This window comes from Nostoc sp. 'Peltigera membranacea cyanobiont' 210A, from assembly GCF_002246015.1.
Classification (GTDB): domain Bacteria; phylum Cyanobacteriota; class Cyanobacteriia; order Cyanobacteriales; family Nostocaceae; genus Nostoc.
Genome location: NZ_NOLJ01000004.1, coordinates 79,405 through 99,164, shown reverse-complemented (window position 1 = coordinate 99,164; position 19,760 = coordinate 79,405). Strand labels below are relative to the sequence as shown.

Here is a 19,760-nt window from a genome sequence, read left to right as displayed (position 1 = left end):
TAGGGGATAAGCTGCGGGAGCAAGCTTACAGACCTTCTACTAATTACAGAATTCAATTCTGTAACTTGCTTCCCTGAAAGGGTATTCTGGCTCCTGACTCCTGAATTCTGTTTGTTAAATAATTACTCAGCATTCAGGATTGGTAATTCAGTACTATCACCGTCAAGTCCTCTATCTTTAGTTTGTGACATCACCCAGTAGCGATAATCCGTCAAAAGTTGATTTAATAACCGTTGCTTGACCGATAACAGCACGCTTTTAAGCAAACCATTGCCAGTAGCTTCTAAAATCGGCTTAGGAGTGAAGGAAAATGGTGGTGGGAAATCCACCACCACTTCTAAATCAGCTTTTCCTTGCAGGCGAGTGCCAGTGCTAAACTCTTTGGGAGACAAATACCCTTTTAAATTGAGAGCAAAGCGCTGGTTAATATACTCGAAACCTAAAATTTCACAGTTTAGCGATCGCAAATAAATTATTCCGTTTGATTCTGCCCAAACTCTCATGTCTACAGTAGGTTGAATACTCAATGACATAAAAGTTAGCGGACGCATTTTCAAGCGAAATACTTCCTCAGAAAGCTGCTGAATCCGGCTATTGTCAACCAAAGCCTTAACCAGACGTTGAGGCTGACGCAAGTAGTGCTGAATGGGAATAGGCTGCTCTGGAACAGCGATTTCAACCGATTGGGAGGCAGTAAACCGGGTAGCCATGAGCTGATAAAAATATCTGTTTCTTAATTTTAATATTTTTTAACAACTTAGTTCTGATTATTAGAAAAGTACAAAATTTATTGACTATAAAAACGATTGTTGCTTATCAGCTATACATCATTAGCAAAAACTTGGTACGCTCATTCTATTGTTAGTTCAAGAAATATATAGGACTCCTATTTGATTTTTGAACGGATTTTAGAGATAAATCCTTGCTGGATATGCATTTAAGTCTCAGTATGTTTTCAAAATTCAAACCGGATTCCTATAGATGAGTATTTAACTCTTGACATAAAATCAAGAATATGCTTTTTGTTTAGGTAGAAATCAATATCATTGCTCTTAAATCTTCAGAGGGATTTAGCAAAAAAAACTGCAATGAAATTTATCTGCTATAAGACTGATTTCCATAACTTGTTTTCTCGGATACATATTTTCTTCTATCCCTTTAGTGCGTAAATTTTAGAGATAACAGTGTTTAGTAAGAGTAGATGTTGGATATATTTACCAAATCAAAATATCATAATCTCTCTTTACGCATTAAACTCGCAACTTAAGGCTAAAAGCATGACTTTATCGATCGCACATTTAGGGCCTCCTGGCACTTATGCAGAACAAGCAACTATTTTTTATGTCAACTGGTTGAGCAAAAGTACGGGAATTGAAGCTAGATTATGCCCCTATCCCAGCATTTCTCAATCACTGCACGCCGTTGCTAACGGTCAAGCGCAGTTGGCTGTTGTACCAGTGGAAAATTCTATTGAAGGGAGCGTTACTACAACACTGGATACACTTTGGCAGTTGGACAGTTTGCGAATTCAGTTGGCTTTGGTATTACCCATTGCCCACATGTTAATTTCTTGCGCGCCTAATTTAGATAGTATTAAAACTGTTTACTCTCACCCGCAAGCTTTGGCACAATGTCAGGGATGGTTAGAGCGGTTTTTGCCGACTGTACAGATTATTCCCAGCAATTCCACGACCGAAGCACTACAGGGATTGGAGCAAGAGACAACAACGGCAGCGATCGCTTCTAGCAGAGCGGCTCAACTCTATAAGTTACCGATACTTGCCAGTAACATCAACGACTATCCAGAAAACTTTACTCGTTTTTGGGTAGTAAGTCAGGGTGAAGTGGACGCTGGATATCAGACAACAAAAGCGCCTACTAGTCAAACATCGCTGGCTTTTAGTATGCCTGCCAACACACCCGGAGCATTGGTCAAACCTTTGCAAATATTTGCTCAACTAGGGATTAACCTCAGCCGGATTGAATCTCGTCCGACGAAGCGATCGCTAGGCGAATACTTGTTTTTCATGGATTTAGAAGCAGATGCCAAGGAAGCACAAATGCAATCTGCTTTAGCAGAATTAACTATCCACACAGAGATTTTAAAAATTCTTGGCGCTTACAATGTTTTACCGATCGGCACCGTTACTTAAGAAGTTAGGAGTTATCTGTTATCAGTTAGAGACTATAAATTATAAGTTGTCAATCTTTTATTTTTTGTTATTTTTTTCTAACTCCTAACTCAGTACAGACGCGATTAATCGCGTCTCTCGTAAATCCTCACTTTTCACTAAATGTGTCTTTGAGAACAGCACGAGCTGCCAAGTGATTCCGAGTAGAAGTTAAAATTTCTGCTTCCCGCTCTAGACGAGTTACAGTATCCTGCATTTCTAGCAATAATTGCTGCTCTGCGGCAACACCATAAAGGTTACTGGCTACCCAATAAGATAACTCTGTTGGTAGATCGGGCAAATCTTCTGGCAGTTCGATGTTTTGTTCGGTTAATTTTGCTGATAAACGCACAACATCTCGCAGTAGTTGTTCGACTTCAGTTGATAAAGGTCGCAAATCTTTAGTGGGTGGTTGGTCTTCAATCCACTCAACTAGTCCAACGCGATATGGCTTTTCACGAACATACTCTAATACACGAAATCTTTGCTGCCCTAAAGTCATCATCTTGATCCGATCGTCTGGCAGCCTTTGGTGATGAATGATTTCGGCACAGCAACCAGTGTTTGCAATTGTACCTTTGACTGGATCAAACATCAAAACACCGAACCTGCGATCGCTCTCCAAAATCGTGTTCATCATGATTCGGTAGCGAAATTCAAAGATGTGCAGGGGTAATGGCCTGGTAGGAAACAGAACTACTTCGGGTAACGGGAACAGAGGTAGTTCGCGAACTGCAATTTTAGAAGATGATGTCATTGTTACTTTGGTATAAACTTAATCTTTAAAATTTCTTTTTCTCTGCTTTTCCCGTACTTTATCTACATTCTATCATTTGTTTTCTAGCTAAATAAAAGCCCTGAGATATATTTCTTCAGGGCTGTGTAAATATTCATACTAATGTCCTTTGTCTTTTGTTCTTTGCTAATGACAAATGACCAATACAACTCTTGGAGAGGCTGCACTTCTCTACGAGACGCTCCGCGAACGACTACGCTCAGTGACCACGCCAACGACTACGCGGTAGTTGAGCGCAGTCGAAACTCAGTACAAGTGACTAATGACTAAATTAAAGTTTGACTTCAATATCTACACCCGATGGTAGATCCAATTTCATCAGGGCATCAATAGTCTTAGAAGAGGGCTGGTAAATGTCAATAATCCGGCGATGAGTACGGGTTTCAAAGTGTTCCCGTGAATCTTTATCTACATGAGGCGATCGCAGCACACAATAGATTCGGCGTTTTGTTGGTAAAGGAATTGGGCCTATAGCTGTAGCGTTGGTGCGGTTAGCCGTGTCTACAATCTTCTCGCAAGATGTATCTAATAAACGCCTGTCAAAGGCTTGTAAGCGAATTCTAATCTTCTGCTGCTGTAGAGTTGCCATCTTTAATTTTCCAGGTTCTGCGTAATTAGGGGAGTATTTACAGGTTAAAGGTTACAAGTTATAGGTTACAGAAAACTATTACCTGTCCCCTGTAACCTATTACCTTATTTATAGAGGGAAGAGAAAGGAGCAGAGAGGCACAATAAATACCATCTACTGCTCCTTTGTTATGAGCAAAAAGGTGCTACTTGATAATTTTGGAAACGACACCAGCACCAATGGTGCGACCACCTTCGCGGATAGCGAAGCGCATTCCTTGTTCAATCGCGATCGCGTTGATCAATTCTACTGTCATCTTGATGCGATCGCCTGGCATTACCATTTCTACTTCTTTACCTTCATCAGAGGTGTAGGCTTTGATGGTACCAGTTACATCAGTTGTCCGCACGTAGAACTGGGGACGGTAGCCAGCGAAGAATGGAGTCTTACGACCACCTTCTTTTTCTGTTAAGACATAAACCTCACCTTCAAATTCATTGTGAGGTTTAATCGAACCAGGTTTGGCGATGACCATACCCCGTTCAATATCAGCCTTCTGGATACCCCGGAGTAGTACCCCAGCGTTATCTCCAGCCATACCTTGGTCGAGACTCTTCTTGAACATCTCAATACCAGTTACGGTAGTAGCGCGAGTATCTCTGATACCCACTAGTTCAACGTTATCGCCAACTTTGACTACACCCCGCTCAATCCGACCGGTGGCAACAGTACCACGACCTGTAATTGAGAACACATCTTCTACAGCCATCAGGAAGGGTTTATCAACATCCCGCTCAGGAGTAGGAATGTAAGAATCTACAGCATCCATCAGTTCATAGATTTTGTCTACCCACGGATTTTCACCGCGTTTGGTCTTGGGATTCTTAGTCATTGCTTCTAGAGCTTGCAAACCAGAGCCTTTGACGATGGGGATATCATCGCCAGGGAAATCATAGCTGCTTAACAGTTCTCTCAGTTCTAGTTCTACTAGTTCCAAGAGTTCTGGGTCATCCATCAAATCTTCTTTGTTCAAGAAGACAACCAGACTGGGAACGCCTACCTGTTTTGCCAACAGGATGTGTTCGCGGGTTTGGGGCATAGGACCATCGGTAGCAGCAACTACGAGGATACCTCCGTCCATTTGGGCAGCACCGGTGATCATGTTCTTCACATAGTCAGCGTGTCCTGGACAGTCTACGTGAGCATAGTGCCGACTTTCGGTTTCATACTCTACGTGAGCAGTATTGATGGTAATACCCCGTGCCTTTTCTTCTGGGGCATTATCAATTTGGTCGTAGCCCTTAGCTACAGCCTGACCCATAGCGGCCAAGGTCATGGTGATGGCTGCTGTCAAGGTAGTTTTACCGTGGTCAACGTGGCCAACTGTACCGATATTAATGTGGGGTTTATTCCTTTCAAACTTTGCGCGTGCCATGAATGCTCATTTCCTTATTTTAACTAAGCGTTCCCTTTGCTTTTTGCAATGATAGTTTCAGCTACGCTGCGAGGCACCTCTTCGTAGTGGCTGAATTCCATCGTGAAGGTACCCCGACCTTGCGTTTTTGACCGGATATCAGTGGCGTAGCCAAACATGCTCGCTAGTGGAACTTTGGATGTTACCTTAGCGAGTCCCTTTTCGGTGCTTTGGCTTTCAATCTGCCCTCGGCGGGTGTTTAGGTCGCCAATGACGTTCCCCATATAGTCTTCAGGAACTTCAACCTCAACTTTCATCATAGGCTCTAAGATGACAGGTGAAGCTTTCAGCACAGCCTCTTTCATCGCCATTGAGCCAGCGATTTTGAAAGCCATTTCTGAAGAGTCTACATCGTGGTATGACCCATCAATTAGCGTCACTTTAACGTCAATCAATGGATATCCAGCTAGAACACCGGATTCGCAGCTTTCTTTCATCCCTTGTTCTGCGGGGCCAACGTACTCTTTAGGTACGGTACCGCCAGCAATTTTGGAAACGAATTCAAAGCCAGTACCGGGTTCTCCAGGCTCCAAATTGATCACAACGTGACCGTATTGACCTTTACCACCACTTTGGCGGATGAATTTGCCATCAACTTTGTTCACAGCTTTCCGAATTGTTTCTCGGTAAGCTACTTGTGGCGCACCTACATTCGCTTCCACCTTGAATTCTCGCAACATTCGGTCTACTAGAATTTCTAGGTGTAGCTCTCCCATCCCCGCGATCACGGTTTGGTTTGTTTCCGGATCGACGCGGACACGGAAGGTGGGGTCTTCTTCTGAGAGAGATTGCAGAGCTTTGGACAACTTGTCCATGTCGTTCTTGGTTTTGGGTTCAACCGCCACCGAGATCACAGGCTCAGGAATGAATAGGGATTCCAGGATTACTGGCGATCCATCATCACAGAGCGTGTCACCTGTCAAGGTGTCTTTCAATCCCAGAGCTGCTCCTAAATCACCCGCCCGCAGTTCATCGACATCTTGCCGATCGTCTGCCTTCATGAGAACTAAGCGGGAAATCCGTTCTTTTTTATTCTTACTAGCGTTGAGAACGTAGCTGCCCTTTTTCAGGACACCAGAATAAACGCGAACAAATGTCAGGCGACCGTAAGGGTCAGCCATAATCTTGAATGCCAGAGCCGCTAGGGGTTCGTTGTCATCAGCCCGCCGCTCAATAGTATCGCCATTGGGCAGTAAGCCTTGAATTGGTGGTACTTCACTAGGCGCTGGCAGGTAATCTACAACGGCATCCAGCATCAACTGTACGCCTTTGTTTTTGAATGCCGAACCGCAAAGTACTGGTACAATTGTCCCCGCAATTGTGCCTTTACGCAGGGCAGTCCGAACTTCCTGTTCTGTAAGTTCTTCGCCGTCGAAGTACTTAGCCATCAGAGCATCATCGGTTTCTGCCGCAGCCTCTATTAGCTTGGTACGGAATTCGTCTACCTGCGCTTGTAGTTCTTCTGGGATATCAGTTTCCTGGATATCGGTTCCTTGGTCATTAGCGTAAATATACGCACGTTGCCCTACTAGGTCAACGATACCTCGGAAGTCGTTTTCACTACCAATTGGTAGTTGAATGGCGATCGCATTTGCCCGCAGGCGATCGCGGATTTGCTCGTGAACTTTATAAAAGTTCGCTCCGGTGCGATCCATCTTGTTGATAAAGGCTATCCGAGGAACCTTGTAGCGTTCTGCTTGCCGCCACACTGTCTCAGACTGCGGTTGCACGCCACCCACAGAACAAAATACTGCGATTACACCATCCAACACGCGCATGGAACGCTCAACTTCAATTGTGAAGTCTACGTGACCCGGAGTATCGATAATGTTAATTTGATGATCTTTCCAACTGGTACTGATCGCAGCAGCAGTAATGGTAATTCCCCGCTCCCGCTCCTGCTCCATCCAGTCTGTGACAGCAGTTCCTTCGTGAACTTCGCCAATTTTATGAATTATCCCAGAGTAAAATAATATTCTCTCTGTTGTTGTTGTTTTGCCCGCATCTATATGCGCCGCAATACCAATGTTGCGTACTTTCTCTAGCGGGATCGTGCGTGCCACAGCTACCTCCTATAGTTTTTGCCTCATGATATCTTGTATATTACTCTTTGTTAAGATTCTATACTTTTACGGAAAACCGTCTTTTTTGTAAATCCACGATAGACCGCTTCGGCAAGGCGATATATCGCTTTTTTACTTAGTAACGATAGTGTGCGAATGCTTTGTTAGCTTCCGCCATCCGGTGCGTTTCTTCGCGTTTGCGAATGGCATTGCCAGTTTCGTTGGCAGCATCCATTAACTCATTTGCCAGTTTGCTGGCCATTGTCCGGCCTGGTCTAGACCGAGAATATTGCACTAACCAACGCAGTGCTAAAGTAGTGCCCCGTTCTGTACGCACTTCCATTGGTACTTGGTAGGTTGCTCCACCAACTCGCCGAGCCTTTACTTCTACTAAAGGCGTGGCATTTCGCACTGCTCTTTCAAAGGTTTCTAAGGCACCAGCACCAGTGCGTTCTTCAATAGTTTTTAATGCATCATAAACAATGCGTGCGGCAAGTGATTTTTTGCCATGACGCATGATCCGTCTGATAATCATGCTCACAAGGCGACTGTTATATACGGAGTCAGACGGAACTGGGCGCCTTTGAATAACACCACGACGAGACATACTTCACCTTTAATTCGGAATTGGCAACGAAATTATATGCTATCAGACACCGGAAACTAAAAACGGTAGAATCCAACCCTCAGACTTCCTCAATTTTTTCGACCGTTGCAGCAAGGGTGACTTATTTACTGCCAATTTTTGATTTTTGATTTTTGATTAAAAGTTTTTGGTATATATTCCGATCGCAAGGATCTGAACAATTCAAAAGCCTGTAAGCCTAATTCCCTTGTGGGTTCGACTAATCCAAAATCGCAAATCTAAAATTGTTTGTTTGACTTGCTACCTGCAACTAAATACTAAATGCGACAAGATTATAAACTTTAATGTTCAGATGAGAAATTCGCTGTCAGTTACAGTCTTCTCCTCAGAACTTCTACACTTGCTCGCTTAGTGTAGATGTAGCTTGCTTGATTTTTTGAAACAGACTTTAGCAGCCTTCATAACTACTGTTAGAACAAAGATGCCGCTCTTCTTTTGCCCTTCAACGTTTTTAAGGTAGACGATTAATCGTGTTGGATGCGATTAATCGCCTAATCCTATTTTTTCGCTTCTTTAGGACGCTTGGTTCCATACTTGGAACGGCCTTGCTTACGGTCTTTGACTCCGGCTGTATCTAGGGTGCCACGGATAATGTGGTATCTCACGCCTGGTAGATCCTTAACCCGACCGCCACGAATCATCACAACTGAGTGTTCTTGTAAGTTGTGACCAATGCCTGGAATGTAAGCTGTGACTTCAAATCCAGAGGTAAGTCTGACTCTTGCTACTTTACGTAGGGCTGAGTTAGGCTTTTTTGGTGTGGTCGTGTATACTCTGGTACAAACTCCCCGACGTTGGGGACATTGTTTCAGAGCAGGGGACTTGGTTTTCTGACGCGCTTGTTCGCGCTCATTTCGTATTAGCTGCTGTATTGTTGGCATGAGTTACAGCGCGTAAAGCTGCTTATGGTCTAAGTTTTAACAAATCCTGATTATATCTTTTTTTATGGCTTTATGTCAATTGTTATTTTTCCTTAATGATTGAACATCTGTTTTTTGACTAATGCTCAATCACTCAGGACTCAAGGAGAAGGAATTGCCACAGCCACAGGTAGCGATCGCTTGGGGATTGTGGAAGCGAAAACCACCACCCATTAAGTCTTCTGAATAATCAACTCTCAAACCGTTGAGGTAATTTAAGCTTGCGGCATCTATGACCACTTGAATCTCATCCAAGTCGAAAACCTGGTCGTCTACTTTTATTGCTTCATCGAAGGACATATCATAAAAGAACCCGGAACAACCACCTGGTTTTACTGCCAATCGAAACAAGACATTTGGCTGCTTGGACTTTATTCGCCCAATCTCACTTACGGCTGCTTGACTCAGATGAATCATGGAACTCGTTTTTTGCAATTGAATACCCCATCTTCCATTTTACAGATAGGTTGACCCTTGCTTGTGCAAAATTCCAAATCACCAAAGGCATGAGCGCGATCGCTATTACTACATTAATAACACTAACATGATTCAGTCCCCACCTTGACTAGGTAGGGACTTCTGGGGTGTAGTAGTTCGTTTACAAAGATGGTTTACACAAAAATGTATTCAGCTTTGGGATTAGAGCTTTAATAGCTTTCTTTTGGTTTTAATCTTTGGTACGGGCATAGTCATCTTGGTAGCGAATGATATCATCTTCTCCCAAGTATTCGCCATTTTGGACTTCGATCAACACCAAGGGGATGACGCCAGGATTCTCTAAACGATGAGATGTACATTGGGGTACGTATGTTGACTCATTATTGCTCAGTAGTACTTCTTTCTCACCACAAACTACTCTAGCTGTACCAGAGACGACAATCCAATGTTCACTGCGGTGATGGTGCATTTGTAGACTGAGGCGGTGTCCAGGCTTAACTTCGATGCGCTTAATTTTGTATCCGCGCCCTTCTTCTAAAACTGTAAAAGCACCCCAAGGACGTAATTCAGTTGCAGCAACGCCCCTCGAAGTTATGATTGGAGGGAGGTGTAGAGTTTCAGTCTGTGTAGTTTCTTGATATCGAGCCATAGTTACCTCATTTGAAGACATAACAAACCGTTGGTACTCTTAATTATTGATAAAAAATCTGGCGCTATCTTGCAACCTTGAAAATCAGCAATTTTGTCGCACTTTGATAAACATAGCAAAATCAAACCTTATGGTGTAAACCATCACTACTAAAATTCTGATGTCTACACCAAGTCTTCATCAAGCAAAATGACAGCTTGTTCTAAACTTTAAAAAGTGACTGGGGATTTGGGATTGGTAATTGAGTTTTTCTCTATTCCCTATTACCTCATTTTCGTGGTTGCAGGAAAATACCAATTCCGTTGTGAACACGAGCAGCGGTACTGGGCGATCGATCGAGTAGTTGCCCTCCTAAATAAAGGCTGGTAGAACTACCACCGTCCAAATTTAAAGCATCCACACAGCCCATCTGTTGCATCAATTGAGCATGTTCTGCCAAATTAGGCCCATAACCGCCGACACGATTATGGGTGGCAGTAATCATTAGTGTGCCTGTTGCTGTTGTGCAAATACCGCTACGAATAGCTTTTTCGGCAATAAAGGCATTACTGAATTTTTCGCTTTTGGCATCAAGGACAACTTGACGATTTTGGATTAGTAGCGGTCCAGCCCCGATAATGTGGGGATAACGACTAAAATCAGCGGGAGTAGTGGCGCTGGAAATGCTTACTGCGCTTCCAATAGGTAGCTGGGAGGCAGCACTAGTAGCGTTAGCGCGTAAAGTTAGCAGGTAGCCATCCTGGGGAATGGGAACCGCTGTCGCACCAACTTTGCCGCCTGGTAACTGTTGAGTAATTTGGTTTTTCTGTACCACTAAGATAATTTCGTTATCTGTTAGGGGTATATAAGTTGATCCCCAAGCTGAGGTGTAACGAGCAATGCCACTCTGGACGTAACCACTGTTGAGAAACAGAATTGGTAAGCGCTGCTCATTTGCTGCGATTAAAGTTTCTTCTAAGGTGAGACGACCAAAGTAAAATTGGCCTGAATCATTCCAAGCGATCGCACCTCGGTTAAGAATGGGGCCTGATAACCACTGATTATCCCGACGAATCGCACCCAATGGCAATTTATTATTACGGTTAAAATAACCACCATTAATTCCAGCTACTGCTAAGTAACGTTGTGCTGTTTGAATTAAGGGAGCAGTACCCGCAAGTCCATCAGGACTAGCCCACATAGGTTTCAAGGTTAGCCCAAATTTATGAGGATTAACTTCTAACCAGACCACAGGAAAGCGTTGTGTGCCTAAGTTGACATAATGCTGTCGCCAGAGTAATCCGGGGGCCCAAGTAATATCTCGTTCTTTTAGGGGATCGGGTCGAATATCGATAATCAGGCGATTGGGGTTATCTACAGTACTAACTTGAGGTGATAAACCAAAGGGAACGCTCAGACTAATAATGGTTTGGTTTTTCACCACCTCTACTTGTTGAATCAGTGGTTCAGGGATTGGGGCTGGTGCTGCTGGTATTGGTTGTGTTGGTGTAACTGGTAATAATTGTTTGAGCAAGTTTGGCAACAATGTTGGTGGTGCTGTCGGTGCTGCTGGTGGCTGGGGAGTATAGCGTTCTATCAAAACGGGATTGGCGATTCCATCAAGAGTAATTGTCCACTCTCGATTTGGCGGTGTGGTAGATTTTGGGGTTGGCGTATCTGGATCGGAAGATGGAGTTTGCGGTTTTGCGATCGCTGACCCTTGTGCAACTTGCCAGGGAGTGGGACGATCTAAATCGACAAGAATCCGAGACTGTTGCAAAGGGGTACTCGCTTCTGGAGGTTCCTGACTCTGAACAATATTTGTGATTTGTGTTTTTGGGGTAGCAATCACCAAAGTGTTGCCATTAGCTTGAATTTGCCAGCCAGATGTTTGAGCAAAATTAGTGATATCCAGATAACGATATGCTCCTAGTAGGCTGGTGGCTAATACCAGTGGCTTTGTCACCGACGAAAACCACTGTATTGGTTGCTTCGCTGAATTACTACTGTTTAAGAAATTTACTCCAATTAATTGCCTAAATGCCCCATCACTAATATTGGTTGTCACCTGTCCAGATTTTCCAGGTCGCTGTAACCAAGTTCCTGGTAAAGTACGACCATTGAGGGAAATTTGATTCCCAGAGGATGCTACACCTGTTAAAGGAGGTGCAGGTGACTGTGAGATTAACCTGGGTATAAATTTGGTGGTTTTCGGGGACTCTTGGGCGTTGGTAGCACAAGTAGTCGTTAAGCACAGCACTGTTAAAAGTATTGGTGACACAGTAGCCCGGAAAAATCTGCGATCGCCCTTGGCGTTTGCAGAGCCATCGCTAATCTCTGATTGGCAACAATTCGGCATTTTTACCATAATTTATTAGGTACTTTGGAAAACTATTACCCAAGGTTTAAACTAACCAATTATTTGGAAATATAAAGGAAACATGACTTTATTTTTGAATAAATATGGTAATCTATATATTGGCTACTTATCTCTTTTAGGCACACATTAATTTATTTAGACGCTAAAGCCACTGCAATCAAGCTTTTTAACTCTCACTAATTCTAACCACACTATATACGGTAGTTTTGGTTATCAAAATTGGATTAAGATATTTAATCCTAACTGAACGTTGCTACTGTTATTACTTAAGTAATGTCTAGTTAATAGTAATACATGCGGCAAGTGGTAAGCGGCAAAATTCTAGACAACAACAATATTTGGGAATTGTCAAATGGGTATATATTGTAATACGCTGATTTTATTGGTGGATCGGGACGACTTTGGCTTTAGAACATAGTACAGCGTTTAGTTTTAGTTTTGTTTGTTTCAGGTGAGCCAAAAAATAGGCTCTATGAGTAGCTAGTGTGCATCTGGAAAAAAGGGATTGAGAAAATACTTAACTTCAAAATATAAAAAAGAAACTGTCAGGACAAAAATAATGTCTTGGCGGAGGTAACTTGTCTAACACCGCATAAACACATAAAAACACGCAATCATTTTAACACGGGTGAACTAAGAAAGTAAAACCGAAGTTAAAATTTTTTTTCCCTAAATTTCGGTGCTTATATATTTTTCCATCGCTGAATTTAGAAATTTTTTCCCACAATGTCGTGGCAAAATTGGTAACTCAATACTTCAGGAACAGGGTATGAATAATAAACCGATGAATCAAGACCAAAAAATCACAGCGGATATTAATTCAAGAGATACCTATCAGGGGCAAAAGTGGTTAGTAGAGGAACGAGATGCCTGTGGTGTAGGTTTTATTGCTCATCGCCAAAATCATACCAGCCATGAAATTGTCGAAAAAGCCTTAGCTGCTTTAACCTGCTTAGAACACCGAGGAGGTTGTAGCGCAGATCGCGACTCTGGTGATGGTGCTGGAGTATTGACAGCAATCCCTTGGGAGTTGTTCCAACAAGACTTTGCCCAAAGGGGGAAGGAATTTCCATCTAGCGATCGCATAGCTGTGGGGATGATATTTCTACCACAAGACCAGCAAGCTGCACAACAAGCGAGGGTGACTGTCGAGCAAGTAGCTGCCCAAGAGAAATTAATTGTATTGGGTTGGCGAGTAGTGCCAGTGCAATCTGATTTGCTGGGGGTACAAGCAAGAGAAAATCAGCCCCAGATTGAACAAGTTTTGTTAGCTTCTGTTGACAAAAGCGGTGATGAATTAGAACGGCAGTTGTATATTACCCGCCGCCGAATTAGTAAAGCTGCAACTAACATCTCAGAAGAATTTTATATCTGCTCGTTGTCAAGTCGCACAATTGTCTACAAAGGCATGGTGCGTTCTGCTGTCTTGGGCAGCTTTTATGACGATTTAAAAAATCCAGCTTACAAAAGCGCCTTTGCTGTTTATCATCGCCGCTTTAGTACCAATACCATGCCCAAGTGGCCCCTAGCGCAACCGATGAGGCTTTTGGGTCACAACGGCGAAATCAATACCTTATTGGGTAACATCAACTGGATGATGGCACGAGAAGCTAGCCTGAATCATCCTGTGTGGGGCGATCGCATCAAGGAACTCAAGCCATTAGTTCATATTGATAACAGCGACTCAGCTACTTTAGACAACGTAGTGGAATTGCTGGTTTGCTCTGGACGCACCCCCTTGGAAGCTTTAATGATTATGGTTCCAGAAGCTTACCAAAATCAGCCTTCTTTACGTGAATATCCAGAAATTGTTGATTTCTACGAATATTACAGTGGTTTGCAAGAAGCTTGGGACGGGCCAGCACTTTTAGTATTCAGCGATGGCAAAAAAGTTGGTGCAACTCTAGATCGTAATGGTTTAAGACCAGCTCGCTACGTGATCACCAAAGATGATTACATTGTTGTAGCTTCCGAAGCTGGTGTAGTGGACTTTCCAGAAGCCGATATTGTCGAGAAAGGTAGACTCGGACCAGGGCAAATGATTGCTGTGGATTTAGAAAATCATGAAGTGCTGAAGAATTGGGACATAAAGGGGCGCATCGCCAAACAGCACCCTTATGGAGAATGGCTGCAACAGCACCGTCAAGAACTTAAACAAATTGTCAGTAGTCAGTCGTCACATGTGAATGGAAATGGACATCTGGCTGCTGAGAATGGTAACGGGCATAGTCAAACTGACAAAATTGACAAGCAAACCTTACTTCAGCGTCAAACTGCCTTTGGCTACACCACAGAAGATGTAGAAATGGTGATTCATCCAATGGCGATCGCAGGTTCAGAACCGACTTTCTGCATGGGTGATGATATTCCTTTAGCAGTGCTGTCACAAAAGCCCCACCTGCTTTATGACTATTTCAAACAGCGCTTTGCTCAGGTGACGAACCCAGCGATCGATCCCCTGCGAGAAAAGTTAGTAATGTCTCTAAAAGTTGAACTGGGTGAACGGGGTAACTTATTAGAACCTAAGCCAGAATATGCTCGGAGATTAAAACTCGAATCGCCAGTGTTAACTGATAGTGAATTAGAGGCAATTAAGCTGTCAGGATTTGCCACGGCTGAGTTGTCAACCCTATTTGCGATCGCCAGCGGTCCAGAAGGACTGAAAGCCGCAGTGCAATCTTTACAAGCACAAGCAGCTGAGTCAGTTCGCGCAGGTGCAAAGATTTTAATATTAAGCGATCGGGTCAATGACAGTATCAACACAGAACATACCTACATTCCTCCCCTATTAGCAGTGGGTGCGGTGCATCATCACCTGATTCGTGAGGGGTTGCGAATGAAAACATCCCTGATTGTGAATACTGCTCAATGCTGGAGTACCCATCACTTTGCTTGTCTGATTGGCTATGGTGCTGGTGCAGTTTGCCCATACATGGCTTTAGATACGGTGCGTGATTGGTGGTCTGATCCCAAAACTCAAAAGTTAATGGGTGTGCAAAAAATTCCCACCCTCACGCTAGAACAAGCTTTAGGAAACTATCGCAAAGCAGTAGAGTCAGGTTTGCTGAAAATTCTCTCCAAAATGGGAATTTCTCTGCTTTCCAGCTATCAAGCAGCCCAAATATTTGAAGCTATTGGCATCGGTGGAGATTTAATCGACCTGGGATTCCGTGGGACGACTTCCCGCATCGGTGGTTTGAGTGTTACCGAACTTGCTGATGAAGTGCTTTCCTTCCACAGCAAGGCTTTCCCAGAAGTAACGACCAAGAAGTTAGAAAACTTGGGTTTTGTGCAGTACCGTCCTGGCGGCGAGTACCACATGAATAGCCCCGAAATGGTTAAGGCGCTGCATAAGGCTCTAGATGGCAAAAACTACGACCACTACGAAGTTTACAAAAAGCACCTCCAAGGCAGACCAGTAACAGCCTTGCGGGACTTGCTGGACTTCCAAGGCGACCGCCCGTCGGTTCCTCTAGAAGAAGTGGAATCGGTATATGAAATAGTCAAACGCTTCTGCACTGGGGGTATGTCTTTAGGCGCTTTGTCAAGAGAAGCCCATGAAACTTTAGCGATCGCCATGAACCGCATTGGTGGTAAATCGAACTCTGGAGAAGGTGGCGAAGATCCAGTGCGCTACACAGTTTTAGATGATGTAGATGAGTTGGGTCACTCGCCAACCCTACCTCATTTAAAAGGGTTGCGGAATGGCGATCGAGCTTATAGTGCCATTAAGCAAGTTGCATCGGGACGCTTTGGTGTCACCCCAGAGTATTTAGTCAACGCCAAACAAATTGAAATCAAAATTGCCCAAGGTGCCAAGCCTGGGGAAGGTGGACAACTGCCAGGGCCGAAGGTGAGCCAATACATTGCGATGTTAAGACGCTCCAAACCAGGCGTGACACTGATATCGCCACCACCGCACCACGATATTTATTCTATTGAAGACCTAGCACAACTGATTTTTGATCTGCACCAAATTAACCCGAAAGCAAAGGTGTCGGTGAAGCTAGTTTCAGAAGTTGGCATTGGCACGATCGCGGCTGGTGTAGCCAAGGCAAACGCTGATATCATCCAGATTTCTGGTCATGATGGTGGTACAGGTGCATCGCCACTCAGTTCGATTAAACACGCTGGTTCCCCTTGGGAATTGGGTTTAAGTGAAGTGCATCGCGTCTTGATGGAAAATAGCTTGCGCGATCGCGTGATTTTACGCGTAGATGGCGGACTTAAGAGTGGTTGGGATGTGGTAATAGGTGCATTGATGGGTGGTGAAGAATTTGGTTTCGGCTCCATTGCCATGATTGCTGAAGGCTGTATCATGGCGCGGATCTGCCATACAAATAATTGCCCCGTCGGTGTTGCCTCCCAGAAAGAAGAACTCCGCAAGCGGTTTACGGGAATACCGGAACAAGTTGTCAACTTCTTCTACTTTATTGCCGAAGAAGTGCGGAGTTTGTTAGCCCGACTTGGCTACCGTTCTTTGTCAGAAATCATTGGACGTGCAGATTTGTTAAAACTGCGCCCAGAGGTAAATCTCACCAAAACGCGATCGCTGAATCTCGACTGTTTACTTCAGCTACCAAATAGCAGAGACAATCGTAGCTGGTTGGTGCATGAAGAAGTCCACAGCAACGGCGTGGTTTTGGATGACAAGTTCCTTGCCGATCCTGAGATTCAGGCTGCTATTAGGGATCAGTCTACTGTCACCAAGACTTACCCAATTATCAATACTGACAGAACAGTAGGCACAAGATTAGCGGGTGCGATCGCTTCTCAATACGGTGACAGTGGCTTTGAAGGACAAATTAATCTCAACTTCACAGGTAGTGTTGGACAAAGCTTTGGTGCTTTCAACCTCCCCGGCATAATTCTGAGCTTGGAAGGAGAAGCAAACGACTACGTAGGAAAAGGGATGCATGGTGGTGAAATCATCATCAAACCTCCAACTGATGCTACCTATAACGCATCACAAAACGTGATAGTTGGCAATACGTGCCTCTATGGTGCTACTGGCGGCATATTATTTGCCAACGGACTAGCAGGAGAACGCTTTGCTGTGAGAAACTCCAAAGGCATTGCAGTGATTGAAGGTGCTGGGGATCACTGCTGTGAATACATGACAGGTGGTGTAATTGTCGTCCTCGGTAAAGTAGGACGTAACGTCGCCGCTGGAATGACTGGTGGACTCGCATACTTCTTGGATGAAGACGACTCATTTCGTGAGTTAGTCAACCCAGAAATTGTCAAAATTCAGCGGGTAATTACAGAAGTAGGTGCAAAGCAACTGCAAGAATTAATCCAAACTCATGCAGAACGCACTGGTTCACTAAAGGCGAAGAAAATTCTGCAAAACTGGCAAGAATTTTTGCCGAAATTCTGGCAGTTAGTTCCGCCTTCTGAAGCTGATAGTGCAGAAGCCAATCCTGAAAAAACAACTGAGTTCAGTTTAGTAAGCAGTCATTAAGAGACTGACAACAAATAAATTCAATCTTGTGAGGCAGGCCAGAAGGCCTGCCTTTTAATAAAACAAGGTTTTCAGCGCCAAAAAATTTTCGTAATAGTCATGTAATAATATTAATACAGTATCAATATTTGGGCGATCGCTCTTTGGAGAAAAATGCTTTGATTCACTGCTAGAGTGCCCTTAATTATCAGTCTCTAACCGAACGTGAAAATAGCCATTTTAACCAAAAAATATAATTTTAATTTTTCGCAGATTAGTATTGACTAATTACCCATAATTAATAATTATTGTTTCTTGTTAGCTAGCAACTTTTGGTCTGTATCTTCTATTTCTAAAAGTTCTGGAATAGTCACAAAGCGATAGCCTTGCTTTTTAAAGTTGCTAATAATTTCTGGTAAAGCTTGAATAGTTCTGGAACGATTACCACCACCATCATGCATTAGCACAATGCCACCAGGTTTAGAATCTTTAATCACGTTATCGATCAACTTTGGTACAGCTGGTAACTTGTAGTCTGTGGAGTCAGCCGACCACATTACCACAGCATACTTTTGTCCTTTAGCATAAGCAACTAATCCATTGTGCATGATGCCACCAGGCGGTCGGAACAGATTTGTTTTAACACCTGTAACTTGATAAATTAAGTCTGCTGTGCGTTCAATTTCAAAAGCAGCAGCTTGTTGATTAAAGAAGTGATACCAATGATGCCAAGTATGGTTGGCAATGACGTGACCTTGAGCGACAATCTGCTTTCCTAACTCTGGATAATTTTTTAGGTTCTGCCCGACTACAAAAAACGTCCCTTTGATATTATTTGATTTCAGAATACTTAGCACTTGCTCTGTAGTCTCAGGCCAAGGGCCATCATCAAAGGTGAGAGCAATCACTTTCTCTCCCTGAGTAAGCTTTGCAGCCTTAATGATTGCCCCTTGAAAACGTGATGGTATGGGGTAGGCTAGACCCTTTGTTTGTGCTTCTTGCTGCCAACTTGTAAGCATCGCCGCCTTTAATTTCTCAATGCGCTGCTGAGTTCCTACGTTTGCAGATACATCCTTGATATTTATAGGTCTACTCTGAGCATCCGAAGCATTTGGCCTTAGAAGCATCATAAAAGCAAGACTAAAAACACCACCTAAAGCAAGTAGTGCAATTAATATTCCTTCTGGCCACAGAAACGACTTATTGTTTTCCACCTCATAGCTCCTTCAAAGATCGAACCATCACCACGATTATGACGGTACGTTATAGCACATTTTTATTAAATATTTAGATACCAGTTGCTTTCTGGTAATCATGAAAATTGGAATTGGTACTAACGAGAATTCAGAATTGATAAGACAGACTATATTGCTTTAACTGAAATCTATATGCTCTAGATTTGGACAGCGTTGAATATACAATATTTGGTACTGTTTAATTTCAACCCAGTCACAAAAGGTAAGCTTTGCGCTTCCACATTCTTACCGCTAGCTCTAAGAAGGAGAGGAACACAATCAGATAATTAACCACACCCCAAAATCCTCTTAAATAGGAGTTATGAATTAGTTGCTGTTTTTCAGTTCACCGCTAAGGCAGCATTATCTTTTCAAGTTTTATAGCTTTTCAAATAAGATGAACTCAGTTGTCATACCTATAATTTGCACTTTTAGCCAGACTTTCTGACAGTAAAACTGTATAATTTACAACTTAAGTGAATTGTTTGATTAACATACAATACTACTTAAAAGGGCGGGATCTCTTTAAAAAAGAGTCTGGTAAACTATTAGTTCTATTCTTGATAGGATATATTTTACTGCCTGTTGCCATTGTTTCCTTTTTAAGAAAAAGTTAAATTTTCAACTGACAGAATCCTACCTTGTACCTTCTATGAAATAGAGCAGACGAAAATTGATTCAATATAGTTTCTTATTGCCAAGGGGCATTTATTGTTTAAATCTAGTCACCTTTGACTCATTCAACAAACATAATTCTATCAGCGGCTTACTTCTCTTTCGGATGCTGATACTTTAGCCGAAATTGCTAGTAGCTTTTTATCTGTGAATGTTTTTCTCGATCATTAAGTATGTTTATATCTTAATTAATAGTACAGTTTAATATGCACTGTCACCGTGTAATTACGGAAATTAATTTCGTACATATAGGCAAGTGATTAAAATTACAATAGCATGGCATCTATCTATTAAAGCAATAAAGTCTATATTTCATCTTTAAA

Annotated in this window: 13 protein-coding genes; 2 read left to right on the top strand and 11 right to left on the bottom strand. The window is 43.0% G+C overall.

Going from position 1 to position 19,760, the window contains the following annotated elements; translation table 11 throughout:
• Positions 1–122: 122 nt before the first annotated feature.
• Complete coding sequence (locus CDG76_RS13335; RefSeq protein ID WP_094349490.1) at positions 123–710, bottom strand: DUF1997 domain-containing protein; 588 nt, start codon at positions 708–710, stop codon at positions 123–125.
• A 567-nt stretch (positions 711–1,277) separates the two neighbouring features.
• Between CDG76_RS13335 and pheA the strand changes: the two genes are divergently transcribed.
• A complete protein-coding gene (gene pheA, locus CDG76_RS13330) occupies positions 1,278–2,153 on the top strand; it encodes a prephenate dehydratase (RefSeq protein WP_094349489.1) in 876 nt (291 codons plus the stop codon).
• Between the two features lie 127 nt (positions 2,154–2,280).
• On the opposite strand, the gene CDG76_RS13325 is transcribed toward pheA, so the two are convergent.
• From CDG76_RS13325 to CDG76_RS13285, 9 genes are all read right to left on the bottom strand, one after another.
• Positions 2,281–2,928: an LON peptidase substrate-binding domain-containing protein gene (locus CDG76_RS13325; protein ID WP_094349488.1), complete on the bottom strand. Its 648-nt coding sequence runs from the start codon at positions 2,926–2,928 to the stop codon at positions 2,281–2,283.
• Between the two features lie 310 nt (positions 2,929–3,238).
• Positions 3,239–3,556, bottom strand: coding sequence for a 30S ribosomal protein S10 (rpsJ, locus tag CDG76_RS13320; protein WP_008232935.1), 318 nt, complete (start codon positions 3,554–3,556; stop codon positions 3,239–3,241).
• 184 nt (positions 3,557–3,740) lie between these two features.
• Positions 3,741–4,970 (bottom strand): elongation factor Tu, encoded by a 1,230-nt coding sequence (gene tuf, locus CDG76_RS13315; protein ID WP_094349487.1) that lies wholly within the window; start codon positions 4,968–4,970, stop codon positions 3,741–3,743.
• A 23-nt stretch (positions 4,971–4,993) separates the two neighbouring features.
• Entirely contained in the window at positions 4,994–7,072 is a 2,079-nt protein-coding gene (fusA, locus tag CDG76_RS13310) for an elongation factor G (RefSeq protein WP_094349486.1), read from the bottom strand.
• A gap of 136 nt (positions 7,073–7,208) precedes the next feature.
• A complete protein-coding gene (gene rpsG, locus CDG76_RS13305; protein WP_069070112.1) occupies positions 7,209–7,679 on the bottom strand; it encodes a 30S ribosomal protein S7 in 471 nt (156 codons plus the stop codon).
• A gap of 536 nt (positions 7,680–8,215) precedes the next feature.
• Positions 8,216–8,599: a 30S ribosomal protein S12 gene (gene rpsL / locus CDG76_RS13300; protein WP_012410236.1), complete on the bottom strand. Its 384-nt coding sequence runs from the start codon at positions 8,597–8,599 to the stop codon at positions 8,216–8,218.
• 129 nt (positions 8,600–8,728) lie between these two features.
• Complete coding sequence (locus CDG76_RS13295; protein ID WP_094349485.1) at positions 8,729–9,055, bottom strand: HesB/IscA family protein; 327 nt, start codon at positions 9,053–9,055, stop codon at positions 8,729–8,731.
• 250 nt (positions 9,056–9,305) lie between these two features.
• Complete coding sequence (locus tag CDG76_RS13290) at positions 9,306–9,725, bottom strand: cupin domain-containing protein (RefSeq protein WP_094349484.1); 420 nt, start codon at positions 9,723–9,725, stop codon at positions 9,306–9,308.
• A 268-nt stretch (positions 9,726–9,993) separates the two neighbouring features.
• Entirely contained in the window at positions 9,994–12,072 is a 2,079-nt protein-coding gene (locus CDG76_RS13285; RefSeq protein ID WP_094349483.1) for a phosphodiester glycosidase family protein, read from the bottom strand.
• A 781-nt stretch (positions 12,073–12,853) separates the two neighbouring features.
• On the opposite strand from CDG76_RS13285, the gene CDG76_RS13280 reads away from it, so the two are divergent.
• Entirely contained in the window at positions 12,854–17,548 is a 4,695-nt protein-coding gene (locus tag CDG76_RS13280) for a glutamate synthase-related protein (RefSeq protein WP_094349482.1), read from the top strand.
• Between the two features lie 284 nt (positions 17,549–17,832).
• Here the strand turns inward: CDG76_RS13280 and CDG76_RS13275 are convergent, their stop codons facing one another.
• Entirely contained in the window at positions 17,833–18,741 is a 909-nt protein-coding gene (locus CDG76_RS13275; protein ID WP_094349481.1) for a polysaccharide deacetylase family protein, read from the bottom strand.
• Positions 18,742–19,760: the final 1,019 nt, after the last annotated feature.

Excerpts from the sequence above, each read along its gene's own strand:
- CDG76_RS13335 (WP_094349490.1), bottom strand. The coding sequence starts at position 710 with ATGGCTACCCGGTTTACTGCCTCCCAATCGGTTGAAATCGCTGTTCCA.
- pheA (WP_094349489.1), top strand. The coding sequence starts at position 1,278 with ATGACTTTATCGATCGCACATTTAGGGCCTCCTGGCACTTATGCAGAA.
- CDG76_RS13325 (WP_094349488.1), bottom strand. The coding sequence starts at position 2,928 with ATGACATCATCTTCTAAAATTGCAGTTCGCGAACTACCTCTGTTCCCG.
- rpsJ (WP_008232935.1), bottom strand. The coding sequence starts at position 3,556 with ATGGCAACTCTACAGCAGCAGAAGATTAGAATTCGCTTACAAGCCTTT.
- tuf (WP_094349487.1), bottom strand. The coding sequence starts at position 4,970 with ATGGCACGCGCAAAGTTTGAAAGGAATAAACCCCACATTAATATCGGT.
- rpsG (WP_069070112.1), bottom strand. The coding sequence starts at position 7,679 with ATGTCTCGTCGTGGTGTTATTCAAAGGCGCCCAGTTCCGTCTGACTCC.
- rpsL (WP_012410236.1), bottom strand. The coding sequence starts at position 8,599 with ATGCCAACAATACAGCAGCTAATACGAAATGAGCGCGAACAAGCGCGT.
- CDG76_RS13295 (WP_094349485.1), bottom strand. The coding sequence starts at position 9,055 with ATGATTCATCTGAGTCAAGCAGCCGTAAGTGAGATTGGGCGAATAAAG.
- CDG76_RS13290 (WP_094349484.1), bottom strand. The coding sequence starts at position 9,725 with ATGGCTCGATATCAAGAAACTACACAGACTGAAACTCTACACCTCCCT.
- CDG76_RS13285 (WP_094349483.1), bottom strand. The coding sequence starts at position 12,072 with ATGGTAAAAATGCCGAATTGTTGCCAATCAGAGATTAGCGATGGCTCT.
- CDG76_RS13280 (WP_094349482.1), top strand. The coding sequence starts at position 12,854 with ATGAATAATAAACCGATGAATCAAGACCAAAAAATCACAGCGGATATT.